Raw genomic sequence first — 20163 nt, forward strand, 5'->3', positions numbered from 1 at the left:
CATGGCGTTGGTGTATTTTCCCGAGTTCCGTCTGGGCAAGGTGCTGGCGACCAGCTTCACGGGGACCCTGTCGGAGCGCTACGGCGAGGCGCTGGAGCGCATTCCTGTGCCATCCCGGCTCGCGGACTGGCTGGCGGTCAACGGACTCGCCGTCGACTCCTGCAGCCAAGCCCAGCTCGACCACGCCCGTGAGCTACGGGAATCAATCCACGCGGCAGCCACCGCCGTCGCGAATCAGAACCCGCTCCCCTCCTCAGCCGTCCAAGTCATCAATGACTGCAGTACTCACGGCCGGGCCTCGGCGATTTTGACGCCCGAAGGCGGCCGGGAGTGGCTGCTGGGTTCCGCTTCCGCGGAAGACGCGCTCAGCGTGATCGCCGCCGATGCGATCGGCCTCCTCGCGGGAGAACGAGAAGGAAAGATCTCGCTGTGTGCGTCGCCGACGTGCCGAGCCGCGTTCGTCGACACCAGCCGCGGCTACACCCGCAAATGGTGCGACATGAACACCTGTGGGAATCGCGAGAAGAGGGCACGCTTCCTCGCCAACAAGCGCAAGAAGTCGAGCCTTGCTGACTGACCGTGCCGTCCGGTCGCTGGTCATCCTGATTTCGTAGTGGCGAGGCTGCGACGCACCCTGGTCTCGCTACCGCACGCTGCTCATAAGGGGGAATCGCATGTTCGACGTCCTGGGAATGGACGCCACGGCCGAGGTGGTCTACCGCGAGATGCTGGCGCACCCGCAGGACGGTGTGGCCGGTCTGATGCGCCGCCTCCAGCTGACCGAGCAGGCGGTACTGACAGCACTCGACACCCTCAGCGAACTGGCCCTGATACGCAGTTCCTCCGAAGATCCCCGCAATTTCCACGCAGTTGACCCGTACCTGGCCGCGGACATTCTGCTGGCGAGGCAACGAGCCGAGCTCGCCGCGCAACAGAAACGTGTGCAGGAGGCTCAGGCTGCCGCCGTACGTCTCAAATCGGAGTTCGCCAAGGACAGGGAGGAGTCACTCCGCCTGAACGGGGTCGACTGCGTCCGCGACTACCTGGCGACTCTGTACGACAGGGTCGAGGACGAGCTGCTGACATTCGCTCCGGGCGGCGCCCAGACCTCGGCCAACGTGCGCAGCTCGCGGCCGCACGCCGAGAACCTGCTCGAGCGCGGTGTGCGGATGCGCACCGTCTACCTGGACAGCGCTCGCAACGACCCCGCCACGGTGGCGCACGCGGAGTGGCTGGCCGCGCTGGGCGCGCGCGTACGGACCGTCCCCTCCTTACCGAACCGCCTGATCATCTGTGACCGGAGGATCGCCGTGGTCGCCGCCGACTGTGATGACACCGCTGCCGGGGCAGTGGTCCTGCAGACGCCGGGAGTGGTCTCGTCCCTGTACGCCCTGTTCGACTGCGTCTGGCAGTCCGCCCAGCCGATGGGCGCGACCTCCTTACCCGCGGATGCGCAGCAGCTGAGTCCGCAGCAGACGGAAGTCCTGCGGCTGTTGTCCCAAGGGCACACCGACGAATCCGTCGCGGCGCGGTTGGGTGTGTCGGCTCGCACGGCACGCCGCATCGCCACGAAACTCATGGACCACCTCGGCGCGCGAAGCCGCTTCCAGGCTGGTGTTCACGCGGTCGCGCGGGGGCTCATTCGCCCATGACGTTCCGTATAGTCGCTCGTCGACAAGCAGTGGAAGGGATTGACGATCCGATAGGACAGTTGCCTCATGTACCTCGTCCATCTCGTTGTCTCCCGTCCAGGAGATGCCCTCCTGCCTGCTGAGATCAAGCAGATGCTGGAGGCCACCGCACCGGACGTCCTTGAACACGTCAGCGTGCATCTCCGGTCACGACCTGATCCCGTGATCGGTCTCTTCCTCCGCGTCGCCTCGCTGAACGAGGCCGAATCGACCGCGGAGCAGATCTGGGTGCGCGCAGCCGCGGCATGTCCTCAGCTGGCTGAGTGGTGCCTAAGACGCGCTGAAGCGCCACTCATGCACTACGAGTTGGACTGAGATCCCCTCCCCCTGCTCCGATCCGTATCAGGGTGTCCCTGCCGGCGAGCGGGATGACCACGCCGCCCCGCTCGATGAGCTTCTGCGGGGCGCAGGCGTGCCGTGCGGGCGCCGGGGCGCAAGGCCCTGTGCGCCGTGCCCCCGTGTCATTGCCCTCGACGGCCTTTGCCGGCATGCCCTCACAAACGCTCGGAGGGTGCCGCCGCGCCCGTCGGCCAACTGCGGGAAGCCGGCCTTTTCATATGTTTGATTCAGTGTGCACGGGGAATATCGCGACCGCCTTCAACCCATGGGGCGGATACCGAGTCCGACTGGGGGCCTGAATAGGTCAGGACCGATTCAGTCCACCCCTAAGTTCTTCCTTAACCGCGCGACAGCTCGCAGAATCGTGATCGCTGGAGAACCAACCAGTGAGAGAGGCGAGCGATGAAAGAACGGACACCCACCCCAGGCAGCTCACTCGCGAACGAGCAGGCCGTAAGCCGCCGGCTCGACGACGGCGGATGGCAGTGATTGTATGGCTACCCCGAACGGCCACATCCAGGGCAATACGATGGCGGCACTCGCCGAGGAGTTCGGCACGCCGTTGTACGTCTACGACGCGGACATCCTGGAGGGCACGTATCGCAAGCTGCGCGGCCTGCTCCCCGCCGGTGTCGATGTCTTCTACTCACTCAAGGCCAACCCGAACGTCAGTGTCTGCGCACTGCTGAACTCGTTCGGTGCCGGCGCCGAGGTTTCCTCCTATGCCGAACTGGTCACCGCCCTGCGAGCCGGGGTCGCGCCCCAGGACATCATCTTCCTCGGCCCCGGTAAGGACGAACGAGAACTCACCGCGTGCATCGAAGCCGGAATCCACGCGGTTGTCTGCGAATCACTGGACGAACTCGACCTGCTGGACTCGCTGCTGACAAGCTCCGGCCGCAACGAGTTCCCGGTCCTTTTGCGAGTAAACCCCGCCTTCGGCAGCAAGGGGTCCGGGCTGGCCATGGGCGGCAAGCCCCGCCAGTTCGGCATCGACGAGGCCGAACTGCGTGACTCCAAGCACCGACTCGCAGCGCTGCGCCACATCCGGGTGAAGGGGGTGCACGTCTACATGGGGACACGGTTCCTGAACCACGAAGACGTCGTCCACAACACCCGGCAGATCCTCGCCACCGCGGAGGACCTGGCCGGACGGCTGGGCTTCCCCCTGGAGACCGTGGACTTCGGCGGGGGGCTCGGCGTCGCCTACTTCGAGAACGAGGAGGACCTGGACCTCGCCGCGCTGGGAACGGGACTGGTGGACGTGCTCTCCTCCTTCTCCGCACGCAACCCGCACTGCCGGATGATCATTGAGCTGGGCCGGTTCCTGACGGCCATGGCCGGCACGTATCTCATCCGTGCCCGCTATGTGAAGGACTCCATGGGCGAGAGCTTCGTGGTCGCCGATGGCGGCACCAACCACCACATGGCCGCCGTCGGTGTCGGGAGCTTCGTCAAGCGCAACTTCCCGATCCGCCACGTGGGGAACGGCGCCGCTGGAGCGCTGCGGCCCTACAGCGTGACCGGGCCGCTGTGCACGCCCAACGACGTCATCGCCAAGAAGGTACGGCTGCCGGAGGTACGGCCGGGGGATCTGCTGGCAGTGGAGCGGTCCGGGGCCTACGGTCCCACCGCCTCACCCGGTCTCTTCCTCAGTCACGGCTTCCCGGCCGAGGTGATGGTGCACGGCGGGCAAGCCCATCTGATCCGGGAACGCGACACCACGGAGGACCTGCTGTCCAAGCAGCACCTCGTCGACTTCCGCGCAGCGTCCGGATGACCGCCCAGGCAGGCCTGGCCGCCCGGATCGGGGTGGATGTCCTCGACTGCTCGGAGCTCCGCCGCCTGGTCGAGCGACCCTGGTTCCTGCGCTTCAGCTTCGCCCCGGAGGAACTGGTCCATGCCGAGACCCTCGGCGGCCACCGGCGCCTGGAGTTCCTCGCGGGCCGCTTCGCCGCCAAGGAGGCCATTCTCAAGGTCTTGGGCAGGGGCTTCCTCCAAGGCGTGGCGCCCCGGGAGATATGCGTGGAGCACACACCGCATGGCGCCCCCGTCGTCCGCTTCCGCGGGAGAGCCGCCCGACTTGCCCCGCCCTCCGTCTCCGTGTCCATCACCCACAAACAGTCTGTCGTAGCCGCAGTCGCCATCGGCATCCCCGGCGCCGGCGGTGCGGCAGCCGAAGACGGAAGAACAGCATCCACAGAACTGAAGGAGCCTGACGCCGTGTCGCCGCCCAGCATCAACACGACAGCCCCCGCCCAGCAGAGTGCCCGCGGTGCACAGACCCCGGAGACCACGGCCTTCCTCCGCGTACGAGTCGGCCAGGAGGAAGCCCACTACGGGGGTGACCTGGTGGACGGCGCCCGCATCCTGCGACTGTTCGGCGATCTGGTCACCGAGATCACCATCCGCACGGACGGCGACGAGGGGCTGCTGGCCCAGTACAGCGACGTCCGCTTCGCCGCGCCGGTGAAGCCGGGCGACTACATCGAGGCACGCGGGCGACTGGTACGGCAGACCAGGCTGCGCCGGGTGGTCGAACTCGAGGCGCACAAGGTCCTCAGCGCCCGCCCGGGGACGGGAGAGAGCGCCGCCGCGGTACTCGAATCCCCCCAGCTCGTCTGCTCCGCCACCGCCACCACCGTCGTCCCCTACCGCAGGACGGACACGGCGACCGCCGCCCTCAACCCCGTCACCGAGGAGACCTGATGGCCCGCACAGCGCAGCTGTTGCACGAACTGCTGGAGGCGGCCGCTGACCGCAGCCCTCGGTCCGCGGCACTGAGTTCACAGAGCCGCAGCCTGACCTACGGAGAACTCGCCGCCGCCAGCACCAGGATGGCCGCTCTTCTGCAACGCGAAGGAGTGCGGCGCGGTGACCGGGTCGTCGTCACCGCAGCCGACGGGATCGGCGTGGCCGTGCTGCTCTATGCGGCCTCACGCCTGGGCGCCGTCTTCAGCGTGCTGCACGAACAGGTGCGCGGCGGGCCCCTGGAACATGTGCTGCGGGACTGCGAACCCAGGCTGCTGGTCTCCGACGATCCCGACGCGGGACGGACCGCCGCCGAGCACGATGTACGGTTCGTCCGGCTCGAGGAGCTTGTCCGGAGCGCGCTCGACGCGGGCACCGACGTGTCGCTCACCCCCAGCGGCCGAAGCGCCCTGGCCGTGGACCCGGTCAGCCTGATCTACACCTCGGGCACCACCTCGCTGCCCAAGGCCGTGGTCAGCACCCACCAGCAGGTGCTCTTCGCCGTCTCCGCGATCCAGGAGTGCCTGCGCTATCGCAGCGACGACGTCGTGTACTGCCCGCTGCCGCTCTCCTTCGACTATGGCCTCTACCAGGTCTACCTCGCGGCACTGAGCGGCGCCCGGCTGCACCTGGGCACGGTCGCCGAGGTCGGTCCCCCGCTGCTGCGCAGCCTGGAGGAAGCCGGGGCGACCGTGCTGCCCGCCGTGCCCTCCATCGCCGATCGGCTCGCCTGGCTGCTACGCCGCAGCAGCGGAGGACCGAGCCGGCTGCGGCTGCTGACCAACACCGGAGCGGCCCTGTCCGAAGCCACCATGTCCGCGCTGCGCGCCGCACTGCCCCAGCTGAGGATCCAGGTCATGTACGGCCTCACGGAGTGCAAGCGCACGGCGATCATGCCGCCGGACGGAGACCTCGACCATCCGGGATCCTGCGGACTGCCGCTGCCGGGCACCGAGGTCTTCGTCATCGACGACGACGGGAACCGGCTGCCTCCCGGACAGATCGGCCAGTTCGTGGTGCGCGGACCGAACGTCATGGCGGGCTACTGGAAGCGCCCCGAGCTGACCGCCGAGCGTTTCCCCCGTGCGGAGGGGCTCTTCCCCGAGCTGCGCACCGGCGACTACGGCTGGCTGGACGAGGAGGGCTACCTCTACTTCTCCGGCCGCCGGGACGACCTCTACAAGGAGCGGGGATTCCGTCTCAGCGCCACCGAGGTGGAAGCCGCCGCGACCCGTGTCGACGGGGTGACCTCGGCCGCCGTACTGCCGCCCGAGGGCAAGCGGGGAGCGCTCCTCGCGGTGGTCGCCGACATCACGGCGGACGAGGTGCGCGAGCGCATGCGCGACCACATCGAGCCCTTCAAGATCCCACGGCGCTGCGTGCGCCTCGACGCCCTGCCCACCAACGGCAACGGCAAGGTCGACCGCAAGAAGCTCGCCGCTCTGATCGAAGGGACCCCGGCCACCCCGGTCACCGCCGAGGCTCCGCGGGCCGGCCTCGCCCACTGATCCTCTTCCCGCCCGACCGCGGCAACTCCACCCTCCACCAAAGGACATGACCATGGATCGCCAGAACGTTGTCACCGCCCTCGAGAACGCCCTCACCGACGTCCTCGAGCGCCCCGTCACCGGCCTCACCGGCGACGTGAAGCTCTTCGACGACCTGCACCTCGACTCGACCACCATGCTCGAGATGCTGATGGCCCTGGAGGACTCCATAGGCCTGGTCGTCGACCCGGAGGACCTGGACGCGGACGACTTCGTCTCGGTGGACACCTTCACCGACTTCGTCCTCCGCACGCAGCTCGAGCAGGTCTCGGCATGACGCTCATCCAGCCCGACCTGAGCGTCTTCACGACCCTGGAGTCGGAGGTGCGCAGCTACTGCCGCAGCTGGCCCACCGTGTTCGACCGGGCGCAGGGCAGCCGGCTGTACGACGAGGACGGACACGAGTACCTGGACTTCTTCGCCGGCGCCGGGTCCCTCAACTACGGGCACAACAACCCGGTGTTGAAGCGCGCCCTGCTCGACTATCTGGAGCGCGACGGCGTCACCCAGGGCCTGGACATGTCGACCACGGCCAAGCGCGCGTTCCTCGAGTACTTCCAGAACATGATCCTGCGCCCGCGGGACCTGCCCTACAAGGTCATGTTCCCGGGGCCGACCGGGACCAACGCCGTCGAAGCCGCCCTCAAGCTGGCCCGCAAGGTCAAGGGGCGCGAGACGGTCGTCTCCTTCACCAACGCCTTCCACGGCATGTCGCTGGGTTCCCTTGCGGTGACCGGCAACGCCTTCAAGCGGGCCGGAGCCGGCGTACCGCTCGTGCACACCACTCCCATGCCCTTCGACCACTACATGGGCGGGAAGGTGCCCGACTTCCTGTGGTTCGAGCAGTTGCTCCGGGACCACGGGTCGGGGCTGGACAAGCCGGCCGCGGTGATCGTGGAGACGATCCAGGGCGAGGGTGGCATCAACGTGGCTCGTCCGCAGTGGCTGCGTGGCCTCGCCCGGCTCTGCCAGCAGCACGACATGCTGCTGATCGTCGACGACATCCAGATGGGCTGCGGCCGCACCGGGGCGTTCTTCTCCTTCGAGGAGGCCGGCATCACCCCGGACATCGTCACCGTCTCCAAATCCATCAGCGGGTACGGACAGCCCATGTCCCTCTGCCTGTTCCGACCGGAGCTGGACGTCTGGGAGCCGGGCGAGCACAACGGCACATTCCGCGGCAACAATCCGGCCTTCGTCACCGCGACCGCCGCCCTCAACACCTACTGGGCCGACGACAAGCTGAAGCAGCAGACCCTGGCACACGCCCAGACCATCGAAGCGGCGCTGCGCGACACCGCCGCGCACCACAGTGGATCCGCCTACCGCGGCCGCGGGATGGTGTGGGGCCTGGAGCTCGCCGACCCCCGGCACGCCGGCCGCGCCGCACGCCGAGCCTTCGAACTCGGACTGCTCATGGAGACCTCCGGAGCACATGGCCAGGTCGTCAAGCTGCTGCCGCCGCTGACCATCACCGGCGACGAACTCGACCAAGGGCTGCGCATCGTCCAGCGCGCCGTCTACGAGACGGCATGACCGCGCCCGGTACCCCCGACGGAGAAAGGATCCACCCCGCCATGACGGCCCACCCGCTGCTGACAGAGACCGAGGCGGTCTGACCATGACGATCAGCGCTACCCCCGCAGCCGGCGCAGAACAGAGCACCGTCGCGAAAAAGCAGGCGGTCTTCCGGGCACCGGTGCCGCAGGACGGCCCCGCCGTGTGGAAACTGGTCGAGAACACCCCCGGCCTGGACTCCAACAGCATCTACTACTACACGCTGTGGTTCCGGGATTTCGCCGATGGTTCGATGATCGCGACCGTGGACGACGAAGTCGTCGGCTTCCTCACCGGCTACCGGCGCCCCGACGAGCCCGAGACCTACTTCGTCTGGCAAACCGCCGTCAACCCCCGCCACGGCATCCCCTTCCTCGGGGTGAAGCTCTTCCAGGCCGCGGCCGAACAGCAGCTGGCCCAGGGCGCCCGGTACGTCGAGGCCACGGTCTCCGTCGAGAACAAGGCGATCCTCATGGTCCTGAAGCAGTTCGCCAAGAAGCACTCGGCTCACATCGAGACTCGCGTGCTGTTCCCCAGCAGCCTGTTCCCCGACGGCCACCACGACGAGGTCCTCTACCGCATCGGTCCGCTGACCGCCGGTTGATTCCGCAGTGTTCGAAGATCAGGAGTCGTTTCCCATGGCGCAGCAACCATCACCTCTGCACCTCGACATCAGTGACAAGTACTTTCGCATGGACTCGGAAGAGGTGCGGAAGGCGCGAGCTGCACACTGGTACGCAGAAACCGACTGGGGAATTGCCGTCCTCTCGTACGAGGACAGCAGTTTCCTGCTGAAGAACCCCCGTCTGACGCAGGGGTCGGCCAAGTGGCCGGCTCATCACGGAGTGGTCGAGGGGCACTTCGACAGCTGGTGGAAGAAGACCCTGCTGGTGCTGGAGGGTGACGAGCACAACAGGATCCGACGCCTGGTGAACCCCGCGTTCTCTCCGCGCCGGATAGAGCCGTTGCGGGCCCGTTTCCGATCCCTGGCGGACAGTCTCATAGACGAGTGGATCGAAGACGGGCAGACAGAATTCGCCAGTCGCTTCGCAGCGCCGTTTTCGACCAGGGTCCTGTGCATGATGCTGGGCATCGATGAGCGTGACTGGAAGAAGATCAATCAGCTGGCATCCACGATCGGGCTCGGTATCGGCATCACCATCCAGGAGAACATCGCACAGATCGACGAGGCTGTCGTCGAACTCACCCGGTATGCGGAGTCCTTGGTGAGGAGCAGGAGGGAGTCACCTCGGAACGACATCCTCAGCGCCCTGGTGGAAACGCGGGACGAGAATGACGGCAGGCTCTCGGATCAGGAACTGATCAATCTCATCATCCTGCTCATATTCGCCGGGATCGACACGACTCGGAACCAACTGGCGCTGGCTGTCGAATCGTTCTCCAGGCAGCCGGATCAGTGGGAGAAGCTGGCCGCGGACCCGGACCGCTACGCTGCCAAGGCAGTCGAAGAAGTGCTTCGCGTCAATCCGATCAACCGATGGACCACGCGCGAAGCGGCAGAAACTTTCCAACACAAGGAGCGCAGGATCGAGAAGGGTACAACAGTGCACCTGTTCACCCTTTCATCAGGAACTGATCCCGCAGAATTCGACAACCCGGACCGTATCGACCTCGACGCCGACCGCTCGCCTCATTTCACGTTCGGCGGTGGCCTTCATCATTGCCTGGGGCACTTCGTCGCAAGGACGGACATGAATGTGGCTCTTTCGGCGATGGCTACGCGGATGACTGATCTGCGTGTCGGGGACGGCGCTGAGTGGTTGCCTGACTCCGGAAACACGGGCGCGAGTAAGTTGCCGATCACATTCACCCCGCGTTCCTGACTTCTGCGAATGGCGAAGCTCCTGGTGGGTGGGTCCACATGCAAGAGAACCCATGCCCATCAGGAGCTTCGCATGTATGGTAGAACCCCCTTAGGTGGTTCTACCTCGACTGGGAGATCTCATGACACCCTCCAAGGTCAGCATCGGGTGCCCGTCCACCGCCGGCGGTAACCCGGCATGGAGTGATCGCTACCGGCACTGCGGGGTTCTCGCACGTCACGCCAGGTTTGGAGGTCGCTGACGATGGTGGATCTGACGGTGCTGCCGGGCTACGTGGCAGTGATCCTGCTCTTCCTCGCCCCCCCGGGGCCCGATATGGCCTACATGCTCGCAGTCGGCCTCGAGGGCGGCCGCCGGGCCGCTGTGAAAGCCATCCTCGGTATCGCGACCGGCATGAGTATCTACGCCGCCGCCGTCGTCGCCGGCATAGGGGAGATTGCCCGATCGCACCCATTACTACTGGATGCGGTCAGGATTTTCGGTGCAGTGTATCTCCTGTGGCTGGCATACGTGACGATGCGTCATGCGCGTCGCGCGATCAGCGGGCACAGTGACGTCCCGGCAGGTCGCTGGTATCTGCGAGGAATCCTCGTCAGCATCACGAATCCGAAGATCATTCTCTTTTTTCTTGCAGTGCTCCCGCAGTTCATCGGAAGCGCGGACAATCCCGGACTGCAGATGGCGATGCTTGGCGCGATCGACGTTCTGATGGAGCTAATTCTTTATGGATGCATCGGGGTTCTCGCGGGATTTTTTCACGCACGTCTTGTCGACTCGACCAAAGCAACCGCGGTTCTGAACTACGGTGCGTGCACCGTCTATGTGGTGTTGGCCGCGACAATCTTCGGCGACATCCTGCTGGCTTGATCGCTGGTCGCTGGTACTCCGGCAGCGGATCGTGTCCCGAGCTGCGTTCTGGTTGTGACAGCGGTGGGCGGCGGCCCGGTGGTCTCCCCCAGGCCGGCCGTTTCGGTACGTGGTGACCGATCCGGCGCCGATTGCCCCGGGTCCTGCGCCGGCGATGCCGGCGGCAGCCGGGGTGTTGATTCCGGCCGTACGACGTCACAGCCCCGTCCACCACCCGGACGCGTCGCGCACGCACCCGGCCCGAGCGACCCCTACTCCGCCGGCCGGCACCATGTCCACGATCCCATGGGAGTGATGTTCACCCACGTCCGACGGCATCGGCGGCCGCCGCGGCCTAACAACGGCAGTCGTCGCTGCCGGGTCGTGGGTCCGGTGACAGATGTGCAAGGGGAGGTCATCCATGGCCACTTGATCCCTTCCCGCCCAAGCCGCCGGATCGGCACCCGCCGAGCGGCGGGGGCATGTGGCTGTGTTCAACGCGCCGCGGCACGGGCACATCCTGCCGACCCTGGCGGTCGTCGAGCAGCTCGTGGCCCGCGGATACCGCGTGAGCCATGCGGTGACCGCCCCGTTCGAGGCGTGCGCACGGGCGGTCGGGGCCGAGCCGGTCGTCTACTCCGCGCCCGATCCGGGCGAGGCCCCCGAGGACCTGTCCCAGGGCGTCCGTCAGGCGATCCCGGTGAACCTCGGTGCGCTCGACGAGCTGGCCGCCGCCTGCGGAGCGGACCGTCCGGACGTCGTGCTGTACGACGTGTACGCGTGGGCGGGCCGCTGCTCGCCAACCGGTGGGGAGTCCCTCTGGTGCAGCTGGCACCGCACGTGCCCTATCGGGGGATCGTCGAGGAGTTCTTCGGGCTCGGGGACATCTCGGAGATCCCCGGGGTTCTCCCGGCTGGCCGGGAAGGTGGCCGCTGCCGGGATGAGTTCGGCTGGAGCGGGTCCTGTCCGCCGTCGCGGCTCCGGTGCGCTGAGTGTCACCCGCGCGCTCCGACGGGGCCGGGTGGCGAAAGGTTCCGCGGCGCCTGGCGTTGTGCGGCGCTCTCCTGATGGCGGCCACGCCCGTAACCGGCCGTCCGGCCCGGGTCATCGCGCCGGATCGCCTCGTGTCCGTGTCCGGCGGCCGGCCGCCGGTGGCCGGCCGGCCGAGCCCGCTCCGCAGTCCGTCGTACCGGAAGAGGTATGCCTCACCACCTCGGACGGGGTGGAACTCGCCGGCGAGGTCTACCGCCCCGAGCGTCCCGGCGCCCATCCGCTGCTGGTGGGACCCGGCGCGTGGATGTCGCTCGCGACCCATGAGGTGACGTCGGCGCGGCGCCTGCGGGCGCTGGCGGCTGCGGGGTACGTCGGCGCGTCCACGGCCCGACGGGTGGAAACCGTCCGCGCGGAAGAGCCCCTCCGGCGACGCGCGCCCGGCCCGTACCGCCCGGCGCACGACGGCGTCGAGCGGCCGTTCCACAACGGCTCCCGGAGGACCCACCGCATGCGACGGCCGATCAGCACCCTGCGCAGCCCGGGACCCAACGGCCCGCCCGGTGGCTTCCCGTGAACCTCCGGCCGCGGCTCAGCCGGCGAGGCACCCACCACGACACTGCGGACCACTTGAGCGGACACACCAGCACCTCGCTCAACGACCGACACAGGGCGAAAGGTACGCCGGGCGTGGTCATGGGCGCCCTCCGCGGGCGGGCGCATCGCACCGCTCCCCTCCCACCCGCGCGGTGGCCGCCGCCGGCCGCGTACGGATCGGCGACGGACCGCCCGGCGCCTCGGTGAAGGACGCACGCCGTGCGCGCGGCCGGAACGCCGGCCACGGACTCCGCGATGATCATTCGTGCGGAGATCAGGCCCACAGGCCACAGCCGTCACCATTCGCAGGGGTCGGGCTGAAAAGCTGTTAAGTCGCCAACGGGGTGGTCGATTTGCCGGGGGTTGTCTCCCGCGCAGTGTTCTTATTTCTCCTTTGGGCACACTTGCAGAACCGATTAGACGTCAAGAGGTCGCCCGGAAGAGGGTCTGCCGCCACCCGGACGGCTCAGGTCCGGAGCGTTTCGTACGCGCGTTAGCTGGGTTATGACAGCGGCACTCAGCGATGGTCACGCCATCGAGCAATCCGACGGCCCTTCCCCGGTCCACAGCTCCGTATCCATGGGCGATTTCCTGTTCGTTCCCGCGTCGGCGCCCGCTTCGGGCATCAACGGAACGCTGCACGGACACGGCATGGTCGTTTCCCTCACCTGGTCGGCTCCGGCGCTGCAGGAACTCGCGGCGACAATGGAAGATCTCGAAAACGCGTTCCTGGACGGCTGGAGAGGAGCCGGACTGCCCGGCGGAGCCGACGGAGGACGAGCGGGGTTCCACAAACATGCGTGACTATCGCTTCGAGGACACGCTCCATCCCCACGGACCCGTCCCGGACGCCGACCAGCCCTGGGGACCGGCGACGCCGTACCAGGCCACCCTCCACGAGCGCTTCGATCCGGAGGCGCCGACGGACGGGCACGGGATGGTGTGGGACCCGGCCGAGGAACTCGCCTTCCTGCTGCACGAGGCCATGGAGGAGGACCGGGTCCGCACTCCGGTCCGGCCGGCTCCGGAGAGTACGGACCGCCTCCTCGAACCGGAGGTCACGGGCCGTCCCGACGTGGCTCCGGGTCCGCCGCCGGCGCACCCGGCCGGTCACGGCCGCCGCAAGGCTCGCCCGCCGGTACTCACCTGGGCGCGCGTCGGCAGCTTCCTGCTCTCCGCGCTCTCCGTCGGCCTGGTGTCCATGGTCAGCGTCTTCAGCGGCATCGTCGCCTACGACCCGCTGCGGCACATCGCCGAGGTCCACTCCCCCGCGAGCACGGTCGGGTGGTGGCCGCTGCTCGTCTACGGGCCCTGGACGGTGGCGTCCCTGTCGATCCTGCGAGCCGCCCTGCACCAGCGTCGCGCCGCGCATTCCTGGGCGGTCGTCCTGCTCTTCTCCGGCACGGCCATGCTGCTGTGCATGGCGCAGGCGCCGAGGAGTTACACGGACATGGCGGCGGCGGCCCTGCCCACCGTGGCCTCACTGGCCTGCTTCCAGCAGTTGGTCCGCTTCATCACCCTCACCCGGCCGCCCCGCAAGGCCAAGCCCCGTCACCGGAACGTCGAACCGCCTCCCCACCGCCCCGTCCCGCAGCCGTCTTGAGCCGCCGCCTGTCCCGCCCGCCCCGAGGTGCTCACCGGGGGCGGGGGCTCGGGCGGCGGGGACTCCGAGGGCGAGCACCGCGGTGTCGTCGTCCGGGCCGTCGTCGAAACTCCTCAGCAGACGGGTGAACGCCCCACCGTCTCGTCGGGCGTGGCGGGGGCGAGGCCGGTGGCGAAGGCGTGCAGGGCGTCCTCGCCGTACAGGTCGGTGCGGCTGGGACCGGTAGTCGGCGGAGGAGAAGCTGCGGATCAGCGCCCCCGCGACGGCGGACCCCCGACAGGGCGCCCGGCGCAAACGGCAAACGGGACGTCGGTGTCCGCCCCGGTCGGGCGGGTGACCAGTGCGCTTTCCGTTCGCCGGCCGCCGGCGGCGGGACGCGTCCCCGGGGGTACGGCGGTCATGGAGGGCGGCCCGCCGGGGGGCGAGGGGCCGGTCCGCCGATCGGTGGAGGCCGGGGGCGTGGCCCTCGCACCCGGGGCGGCGCTCAGCCGGGAAACGCCCCCGAAGCCCGTGCGCGGCGGCCGGCCGGCGGACGCGCGAGGCGGCGGGCGCGGGCGCGGCCCGTCCTGGCGTACCACTGGACGGCCAGCACGACCGCCAGGGCGAGTTCGACCAGGTCGCCGCCGTAGTACATGAGCTGCGCCCCGGCGCTCAGGTCCGCCGCGGCGAAGGAGGTGCCGGGGGGCGGAGCCGCGTAAAGGGTCTTGGCCAGGACGGCGTGGGCGGCGCCGGCGGCGAGCAGCGTGCCGCCGCGCAGGACGAGACCCCTGCGGTGGCGGACCGGTTCGGTCTGGCAGACGGCGAGCGTGAACAGCAGTCCGGCGAGCAGCACGTGCGCGTGCACGGCGGCGTGGACCCAGGCGTGCTCCCGGGTGGCGGCGAACAGGCCGGTGCGGTACAGCAGCCACAGGCCCCCGAGGTCCAGCAGCGCCGCCACCGGCGGGAAGGCGAGCACACCGGCGGGGCGTGACCGCAGCACCGCCGTGAGCCCCCGGCGTACGGGGCCGGGCGGTGTGACGCGCAGGACCAGGGTGAGCGGCCGGGCGAGAACGAACAGCAGGGGCGCCGCCATACCGACGACCAGGTGCTGGGCCATATGGGTGGTGAACGGGGCCCCCACCGGCGTGCCCGCCATCCCGCCCGCAGCCGCCCATGCCAGCGCGCCGCCGCCGCAGGCGAAGGACACGTCCCGGTACGGGGGCCAGGCGTCGCCCCGGCGGCGCAGCCGGGCCGCGGCCAGCAGGTAGGCGCCGACCGCGAGCACGGCGACGGCGGCGGTCAGCGGCCCGGCGAGACCCGCGAGGCCGGCGGGCACGTCGGCCGGGGCGGGGTGGACGTGTATTGCCGTCACGCGGCCGGGCCGGGGGTGCGCCGGGTCGCCCGCACGGTCAGGCCGAGACCCACGAGGAGCAGCAGGAGGCCGGCGGCGTTCCACGCCCAGTCGTACGGCGTGACGTCGACCCCGTAGCGGATCTGGTGCAGGCGCAGCAGCTTGTGGTCGACGATCCCGTCGAACAGCTGGAAGGCCCCGAGACCCAGGAGGAAACCGGCCCGGGCGTGGGCGGGAGCCAGGGCGTGGCGGCGGCGCAGGTCCGCGTAGGCGAAGAATCCGGCGACCAGGGCGAGCAGTTCGGCGGTGTGCAGCAGCCCGTCGGACAGCAGGCCGACGGCGGTCGTCGAGCGGTCGTAGAAGTGGTGCCAGCCGAGAATCTGGTGGAAGACGATCTCGTCGGCGGCCGCCATGACGGCCGCCCCGATGACCGCGCTCACGACCAGCGACCCGCGCGGTCGGGGGAGCTTGCCGAGGGGATCCGGGGTGGGCGCCGACCGGCTCATCTGGTCCTGCCTCTCTGAGGTCGTCCGGGGACGTGAACACGCCCGCCGAGCGGGTACCCGGCACTTCGTGATCAAGGCCGGGCCGTGGCGGGGGCCGCCGGCACACGTGGCCGGTACGCCGGTACCCCGCTCGCGTCCCTCCTGGTCATGGACGCCATGCCCGTTTTCGCGGCCGGAATCGCCCGATCACGGCGGTTTCCGGAATTCAGGTAAATGCCCGACCCGAATGCGGGTACGCGGAAGCGGCAGACGAGCACTCCCTTCCATTTCTGGAGGATCCATGAGCGGCTTCGAGGAGCCAGGGCGCCGCGATCAGAGCACGCCCGGCGCGGTGGCGCGCACAGCGCAGGAGAAGGCGGCCGAGAGCGCGGGGATGGTCGGCGACAAGGCCGCCGAGGTTGCCGGCACCGCCAAGGAGCAGGTGGCAGGTCTGACCCAGGAGGCCACGGCACAGGCACGTGACCTCGTGGGCGAGCTACGCGGCCAGCTCCGCGACCAGGCGCACAGCCAGACGCAGCGGCTGGCGGAGAACGTCCGCCAGCTCTCCGACGAGCTGCGGGAGATGAGCGAGAACGGCAAGCCGGACTCCGGTGTCGGCGGTGTGGTCCGGCAGATATCGGACGGCGGGCGCCAGGTGGCCGACCGGCTGGAGCAGCGGGGCCCCGACGGCCTCGTCAGCGACCTGCAGGACTTCGCCCGGCGGCGGCCCGGTGTCTTCCTGGCGGGCGCGGCACTGGCGGGATTCGTCGTCGCGCGGGCCGGGAAGGGCGTCAGCGCGGCGGGGTCGTCCGACTCCTCGTCCCCGGTGGCCTCCGGGCAGCGGGACGACGGACCGCGGTACACGACGCCGTCGGCCGGCGTCGGCGCCGGGGCCGGCACCGGCGTCGAGGCACCGACGGGGCTGCCCCCGGCCCCCCCGGTCACGCCGCCCACGGTCCCACCGGTCGCGCCGCCCACGTCGCCGCCGCCCGTGGTGGCCCCGCCACCGCCCACCTACCCCACCACTCCCCAGCCGGGCGAAGGGGGCCGGCTGTGACGACACACGTGCCCGAGCACGACGGGGTGGCCTACCGGACACCGCCGCCCGCCGCCCCGCAGGACACGTCGATCGGCGACCTGATCAGCGACATCAGCACGGACCTGTCCCAGCTGGTCCGTGACGAGATCGAGCTGGCGAAGGCGGAGATCAAGGAAGAGACCACGAAGGCCGGCAAGGCCATGGGCATGCTGGGTGGAGCCGGATACGCCGGCCATCTGGTCCTGCTGCTCGGCAGCTTCACCGTGATCTTCGCGCTCGGCAACGTCATGGACATCGCCTGGGCGGCCCTCATCGTGACGGCCGTGTGGGCCGTCGTCGGAGCGGTGCTCTACACGACCGGCCGCAAGCGGCTGCGCACCGTCAACCTCAAGCCCGAACAGACCATGGAGACCTTGAAGGAGGACGCCCGATGGGCGCGACACCCCAGGAGCTGAGGAGCGACGTGGAATACCGGCGCGCTCATCTCGCCCGCAACGTCGATCTCCTCGCGGACAAGGTGACGCCCGGCAGGGTGGTACGGCGCAAGGCGGGGTCGGCCCGCAGCCGGCTCAGCGGAGTGAAGGAGCGCGTGATGGGTACGACGCGGGACGCCGCCGACAGCCTGACGCAGTCGGCGCACGGAGTCGCCGGCAGCGCCGGTGACACGGCGAGCAGTGCGGCGCAGACGGTCCAGGAGACCGCCGGCCAGGCCGGAGAGGCCCTGCAGCAGGCGCCGGGGCAGATCAAGCGGCAGACGCAGGGCAGCCCGCTGGCCGCCGGGCTCATCGCCTTCGGCGCCGGGATGCTCACCGCCGCCCTGCTGCCCACCACCAGCGCGGAGGAGCGGGCGGGGCAGCGGCTCCGGGAGCACTCCGACGAACTGCTGGAGCCCGTGAAGCAGCAGGCGGTCCAGGCCGCGCAGGAGGTCAAGGAGGAGCTGCGCGAACCGGCCGCGCAGGCGGTCGAGTCGGTGAAGTCCACGGCGCAGGACGCGGTGGACACGACCAGGGAACAGGCGCGGAGCGCCGGCCAGGACACCGCGGAGGGCCTGCGGCGCACCGGCCAGGACACCGTCGCCGAGGTACGCGACCAGACGGGTCGCTGACTCCCGCGCACGGCGGGCGCAGGCGTGCCCGGCCCGGGCCGGGCACGAACCGGGTCTGGCCGCCGAACGTACCGAACCCGGACCCGGACCGAACCCGGACCCGAAACCCCGGCCCGCACCCGCGACTCCAGGGATCGAACCGCCCGCCGGCGCGAGGCCGGGACGGATCACTGCGGCGGGCGCGGTGCCGCATCCGCGGGGCCGGTCGGTGGTCGACAGCCACCGGACCGGCCCCGCCAGTGTGAGCGGGGGTGGCCGGATCACGCGCCTGACCGGAGGGCTCCGGCCGTGGAACACCTGTGCTGTCGTAGCCGACGGGTACGGTTTGACCATGGACGCATCCGGAATCGGTTCCGCCGACGAGAACTTCAAGTCCACCGCGCGCCAACTGCTGGCGAAGGAGGGCGCCTCGGGGGTGTCCCCGGACGCGGTCGCCCGTGACAGCGGTGTGCCCGTCGCCGACGTCGAGGCCCACTTCCCCGACCGGGACGCCCTGTTGACCGCCCTGGTCATCGACGCCTACAACGAGTCGGGCGCGGCTATGGAGCGGGCCGACCAGGCCGCCAGGGACGCCGGCGCGCCGGCGGGCGCGCGACTCCTCGCGGTCACGCGCGCGCTGCGGCGGTGGTCCTTCGACAACACGGCCGAGTTCACGCTGATCTACGGCTCCCCCGTCCCGGGGTACCACGCCCCGCAGGACACGGTTCCGCCCGCCTCGCGCACCCCCGCCGTGCTGGCGGGCATCGTGCGGTCGGCGCTGGAGGCCGGTGAACTCACGCCGCCGCGGCGCGCGGTGCCCGGTCCGCCGCTGCTCCTGCCGGAGGCAGTGGAGCTGTTCGGGGGCGTGCCCGAGGCGCCGTTCTCGGACATCATCGAGCGCGGCATCGTCCTGTGGAGCAACCTGATCGGGCTGCTGGTGTTCCAGGTCTTCAGCCGCACCCACGACAGCGTCCGGGACGAATCCGCGTTCTTCGACTACGCCATCGCCGTGGCGGCCGAGAGCATCGGGCTCGAGGTCCCCTCGGGCGAGACGACCGACTGACCGTCCGCCGCGCGCGGGTCATCCGCAGGGAACCAGGCCGTTGAACACCACCAGAACCATCTGCTTCGTCATCGCGGCGCTCTCGTCGTACGCCGCGCTGGTCTACCGGCTCTGCCAGGTGCGGCGCAGCTGGCGGGAGAACGCCTACCGCGCCCTCGTCGTCACCCTGCTGTTCCAGTGCCTCACCTTCACGATGGGCGCCGTCGCCATGGGGGGCGGCGGCTTCCTGGGCGTCGGGAACCTCGCCATCCTGGTGATGCACCTGGCGGCCGTCGCGTTCTGCGTCAGCGCGCAGATCATCCTGTTGCGGTGGGCGACGCCCGAGGAGGAGGCCGCGCGCAAGTCCCGCCACTGGCTGGTCACCGGCGTCGTCCTGGACGTGGTGCTGGCGGTCCTCTTCTTCGTCGCCGACGGTCCGGACCGGCCGTCCTCGGACTTCGACACCGGCAGCGGCCGGCCGCTGATCCTCACGTACCTCCTGCTGTTCATCGTCTCGCAGGCGGTTCCGTGCGTCACCATCTTCCGCCAGTGCGGCCCGTACGCGCGCATGACGGACAACGCCTCGCTGCGCCAGGCGCTGCGGTTGCTCTCGGTCGCCGCGGTCGTCCTCTTCCTCTACTGCGCGGCGCGGACGGTCAACATCCTCACCGCCGCCGCCGGCGTCGACATCGGCGTGTGGAAGGTCGCCGCGTCCGTCTTCAGTGCCCTGGGCATCGTGATGCTCTCGCTCAGCCTCACCATGTCCTCCTGGTGGGCGTCGGTCACCGGCGTGGTCGACTGGGCGCGCAGGTACCGTTCGTACCGGGCGCTCTATCCGCTCTGGCGGGACCTGTACGAGTCCTCGCCCGACATCGTCCTGGAGCCGCCCGGCGCGTCGGTGTCGGACCTCGACTACCGCCTGCACCGCCGGGTGGTGGAGATACGCGACGGCTGGCGCGACCTGCGCCCGTACATCGACCGCACGGCCGGCAGCGCCACCGGGGCGGACGCGGCGGGCGGCGAGGAGTCACGCCAGGCGTTCACCGAGGCGGCGCAGATCCGGCAGGCCCTGCACGCCAAGCGGGCCGGCACGATTCCCGCCGACAACAAGGACGCCGGCGACTTCGACGACCGCGACACGGACAACTTCACCGCGGAGGTCGAGTGGCTCACCAAGGTCGCCTCCGCCTACCGCAGGCTGGGCAAGAACGGCTGACACCCCGGCCGTACATCCCATCCCATCCCGTGCACGGGTGACGCACCCCGCCCGGTCCGGACGTCCCCCGTCGGACCGGGCGGGCCCCCCGTCCCCCGTGGGCCCCGTCGTTCGTCTCCCCCGCGGGGCCCCCTCGCACCAGGCCGGTGGGGACCGGGCGGGCGTGGTGCCCGCCCGGTCCTGGCCCGACCCATCCCCCGAG

The 20163-nt window shown here is 69.7% G+C and carries 21 protein-coding genes; 19 read left to right on the plus strand and 2 right to left on the minus strand.

Annotated features, from left to right (window positions below; translation table 11 throughout):
• Nucleotide 1 precedes the first annotated feature (1 nt).
• From IE109_RS04520 to IE109_RS04585, 14 genes are all read left to right on the plus strand, one after another.
• A complete protein-coding gene (locus tag IE109_RS04520; protein WP_189549272.1) occupies nt 2–577 on the plus strand; it encodes a CGNR zinc finger domain-containing protein in 576 nt (191 codons plus the stop codon).
• A 97-nt stretch (nt 578–674) separates the two neighbouring features.
• The gene (locus IE109_RS04525) at nt 675–1652 is read left to right on the plus strand and encodes a helix-turn-helix transcriptional regulator (protein WP_189549274.1); all 978 of its coding nucleotides are present in this window, start codon (nt 675–677) and stop codon (nt 1650–1652) included.
• A 66-nt stretch (nt 1653–1718) separates the two neighbouring features.
• Complete coding sequence (locus IE109_RS04530) at nt 1719–2006, plus strand: hypothetical protein (RefSeq protein WP_189549276.1); 288 nt, start codon at nt 1719–1721, stop codon at nt 2004–2006.
• Nucleotides 2007–2523: 517 nt separating this feature from the next.
• A complete protein-coding gene (locus IE109_RS04535) occupies nt 2524–3810 on the plus strand; it encodes a type III PLP-dependent enzyme domain-containing protein (RefSeq protein WP_229890543.1) in 1287 nt (428 codons plus the stop codon).
• Entirely contained in the window at nt 3807–4739 is a 933-nt protein-coding gene (locus tag IE109_RS33845; RefSeq protein ID WP_189549278.1) for a holo-ACP synthase, read from the plus strand. Before IE109_RS04535 ends, IE109_RS33845 begins: the two co-directional genes overlap by 4 nt.
• Nucleotides 4739–6289 (plus strand): class I adenylate-forming enzyme family protein, encoded by a 1551-nt coding sequence (locus tag IE109_RS04545; RefSeq protein WP_189549280.1) that lies wholly within the window; start codon nt 4739–4741, stop codon nt 6287–6289. Before IE109_RS33845 ends, IE109_RS04545 begins: the two co-directional genes overlap by 1 nt.
• Before the next feature lie 52 nt (nt 6290–6341).
• Nucleotides 6342–6605 (plus strand): acyl carrier protein, encoded by a 264-nt coding sequence (locus IE109_RS04550; RefSeq protein ID WP_189549282.1) that lies wholly within the window; start codon nt 6342–6344, stop codon nt 6603–6605.
• A complete protein-coding gene (ectB, locus tag IE109_RS04555; RefSeq protein WP_189549284.1) occupies nt 6602–7864 on the plus strand; it encodes a diaminobutyrate--2-oxoglutarate transaminase in 1263 nt (420 codons plus the stop codon). The genes IE109_RS04550 and ectB overlap by 4 nt, the downstream gene beginning before the upstream one ends.
• Nucleotides 7865–7949: 85 nt before the next feature.
• Nucleotides 7950–8489: a diaminobutyrate acetyltransferase gene (gene ectA, locus IE109_RS04560; protein WP_189549286.1), complete on the plus strand. Its 540-nt coding sequence runs from the start codon at nt 7950–7952 to the stop codon at nt 8487–8489.
• A gap of 34 nt (nt 8490–8523) precedes the next feature.
• Nucleotides 8524–9729 carry a cytochrome P450 gene (locus IE109_RS04565; RefSeq protein ID WP_189549288.1) on the plus strand — a complete coding sequence of 402 codons (1206 nt, stop codon included), beginning with the start codon at nt 8524–8526 and terminating at the stop codon, nt 9727–9729.
• Nucleotides 9730–9972: 243 nt separating this feature from the next.
• The gene (locus IE109_RS04570) at nt 9973–10596 is read left to right on the plus strand and encodes a LysE family translocator (RefSeq protein ID WP_189549290.1); all 624 of its coding nucleotides are present in this window, start codon (nt 9973–9975) and stop codon (nt 10594–10596) included.
• Nucleotides 10597–11797: 1201 nt separating this feature from the next.
• Nucleotides 11798–12142 (plus strand): hypothetical protein, encoded by a 345-nt coding sequence (locus IE109_RS04575; protein ID WP_189549291.1) that lies wholly within the window; start codon nt 11798–11800, stop codon nt 12140–12142.
• Between the two features lie 599 nt (nt 12143–12741).
• Nucleotides 12742–12966 (plus strand): hypothetical protein, encoded by a 225-nt coding sequence (locus IE109_RS04580; protein WP_189549293.1) that lies wholly within the window; start codon nt 12742–12744, stop codon nt 12964–12966.
• Entirely contained in the window at nt 12959–13765 is an 807-nt protein-coding gene (locus IE109_RS04585; RefSeq protein ID WP_189549295.1) for a DUF2637 domain-containing protein, read from the plus strand. Before IE109_RS04580 ends, IE109_RS04585 begins: the two co-directional genes overlap by 8 nt.
• A gap of 484 nt (nt 13766–14249) precedes the next feature.
• Here IE109_RS04585 and IE109_RS04590 read toward each other — a convergent pair whose 3' ends face one another.
• Together IE109_RS04590 and IE109_RS04595 are read right to left on the minus strand one after the other, a co-directional pair.
• On the minus strand, nt 14250–15116 hold the full coding sequence (locus IE109_RS04590; RefSeq protein WP_229890546.1) for a cytochrome c oxidase assembly protein: 867 nt from the start codon (nt 15114–15116) through the stop codon (nt 14250–14252).
• The gene (locus IE109_RS04595; protein ID WP_189549297.1) at nt 15113–15601 is read right to left on the minus strand and encodes a DUF2243 domain-containing protein; all 489 of its coding nucleotides are present in this window, start codon (nt 15599–15601) and stop codon (nt 15113–15115) included. The genes IE109_RS04590 and IE109_RS04595 overlap by 4 nt, the downstream gene beginning before the upstream one ends.
• A 280-nt stretch (nt 15602–15881) precedes the next feature.
• On the opposite strand from IE109_RS04595, the gene IE109_RS04600 reads away from it, so the two are divergent.
• The 5 genes from IE109_RS04600 to IE109_RS04620 all read left to right on the plus strand — a co-directional run bounded on the left by IE109_RS04600 (nt 15882) and on the right by IE109_RS04620 (nt 19961).
• Nucleotides 15882–16637 carry a hypothetical protein gene (locus tag IE109_RS04600; protein WP_189549299.1) on the plus strand — a complete coding sequence of 252 codons (756 nt, stop codon included), beginning with the start codon at nt 15882–15884 and terminating at the stop codon, nt 16635–16637.
• Nucleotides 16634–17074: a phage holin family protein gene (locus IE109_RS04605; RefSeq protein WP_229890548.1), complete on the plus strand. Its 441-nt coding sequence runs from the start codon at nt 16634–16636 to the stop codon at nt 17072–17074. Before IE109_RS04600 ends, IE109_RS04605 begins: the two co-directional genes overlap by 4 nt.
• A complete protein-coding gene (locus IE109_RS04610; protein WP_189549301.1) occupies nt 17050–17724 on the plus strand; it encodes a DUF3618 domain-containing protein in 675 nt (224 codons plus the stop codon). The genes IE109_RS04605 and IE109_RS04610 overlap by 25 nt, the downstream gene beginning before the upstream one ends.
• Nucleotides 17725–18055: 331 nt before the next feature.
• Nucleotides 18056–18766, plus strand: a complete 711-nt coding sequence (locus tag IE109_RS04615; protein ID WP_189549303.1) for a TetR/AcrR family transcriptional regulator — start codon at nt 18056–18058, stop codon at nt 18764–18766.
• A 40-nt stretch (nt 18767–18806) separates the two neighbouring features.
• Nucleotides 18807–19961 carry an MAB_1171c family putative transporter gene (locus IE109_RS04620; protein ID WP_189549305.1) on the plus strand — a complete coding sequence of 385 codons (1155 nt, stop codon included), beginning with the start codon at nt 18807–18809 and terminating at the stop codon, nt 19959–19961.
• The last annotated feature ends 202 nt before the right edge of the window (nt 19962–20163 follow it).

Source organism: Streptomyces lavendofoliae (assembly GCF_014649735.1).
In the GTDB taxonomy this organism is placed as follows: Bacteria; Actinomycetota; Actinomycetes; order Streptomycetales; family Streptomycetaceae; genus Streptomyces; species Streptomyces lavendofoliae.

Excerpts from the sequence above, each read along its gene's own strand:
- IE109_RS04530 (WP_189549276.1), top strand. The coding sequence starts at position 1,719 with ATGTACCTCGTCCATCTCGTTGTCTCCCGTCCAGGAGATGCCCTCCTG.
- IE109_RS04595 (WP_189549297.1), bottom strand. The coding sequence starts at position 15,601 with ATGAGCCGGTCGGCGCCCACCCCGGATCCCCTCGGCAAGCTCCCCCGA.
- IE109_RS04535 (WP_229890543.1), top strand. The coding sequence starts at position 2,524 with ATGGCTACCCCGAACGGCCACATCCAGGGCAATACGATGGCGGCACTC.
- IE109_RS04550 (WP_189549282.1), top strand. The coding sequence starts at position 6,342 with ATGGATCGCCAGAACGTTGTCACCGCCCTCGAGAACGCCCTCACCGAC.
- IE109_RS04600 (WP_189549299.1), top strand. The coding sequence starts at position 15,882 with ATGAGCGGCTTCGAGGAGCCAGGGCGCCGCGATCAGAGCACGCCCGGC.
- IE109_RS04520 (WP_189549272.1), top strand. The coding sequence starts at position 2 with ATGGCGTTGGTGTATTTTCCCGAGTTCCGTCTGGGCAAGGTGCTGGCG.
- IE109_RS04565 (WP_189549288.1), top strand. The coding sequence starts at position 8,524 with ATGGCGCAGCAACCATCACCTCTGCACCTCGACATCAGTGACAAGTAC.
- IE109_RS04615 (WP_189549303.1), top strand. The coding sequence starts at position 18,056 with ATGGACGCATCCGGAATCGGTTCCGCCGACGAGAACTTCAAGTCCACC.
- IE109_RS04545 (WP_189549280.1), top strand. The coding sequence starts at position 4,739 with ATGGCCCGCACAGCGCAGCTGTTGCACGAACTGCTGGAGGCGGCCGCT.
- ectA (WP_189549286.1), top strand. The coding sequence starts at position 7,950 with ATGACGATCAGCGCTACCCCCGCAGCCGGCGCAGAACAGAGCACCGTC.
- IE109_RS04610 (WP_189549301.1), top strand. The coding sequence starts at position 17,050 with ATGGGCGCGACACCCCAGGAGCTGAGGAGCGACGTGGAATACCGGCGC.
- IE109_RS04580 (WP_189549293.1), top strand. The coding sequence starts at position 12,742 with ATGGGCGATTTCCTGTTCGTTCCCGCGTCGGCGCCCGCTTCGGGCATC.
- IE109_RS04585 (WP_189549295.1), top strand. The coding sequence starts at position 12,959 with ATGCGTGACTATCGCTTCGAGGACACGCTCCATCCCCACGGACCCGTC.
- IE109_RS33845 (WP_189549278.1), top strand. The coding sequence starts at position 3,807 with ATGACCGCCCAGGCAGGCCTGGCCGCCCGGATCGGGGTGGATGTCCTC.
- IE109_RS04525 (WP_189549274.1), top strand. The coding sequence starts at position 675 with ATGTTCGACGTCCTGGGAATGGACGCCACGGCCGAGGTGGTCTACCGC.
- IE109_RS04570 (WP_189549290.1), top strand. The coding sequence starts at position 9,973 with ATGGTGGATCTGACGGTGCTGCCGGGCTACGTGGCAGTGATCCTGCTC.
- ectB (WP_189549284.1), top strand. The coding sequence starts at position 6,602 with ATGACGCTCATCCAGCCCGACCTGAGCGTCTTCACGACCCTGGAGTCG.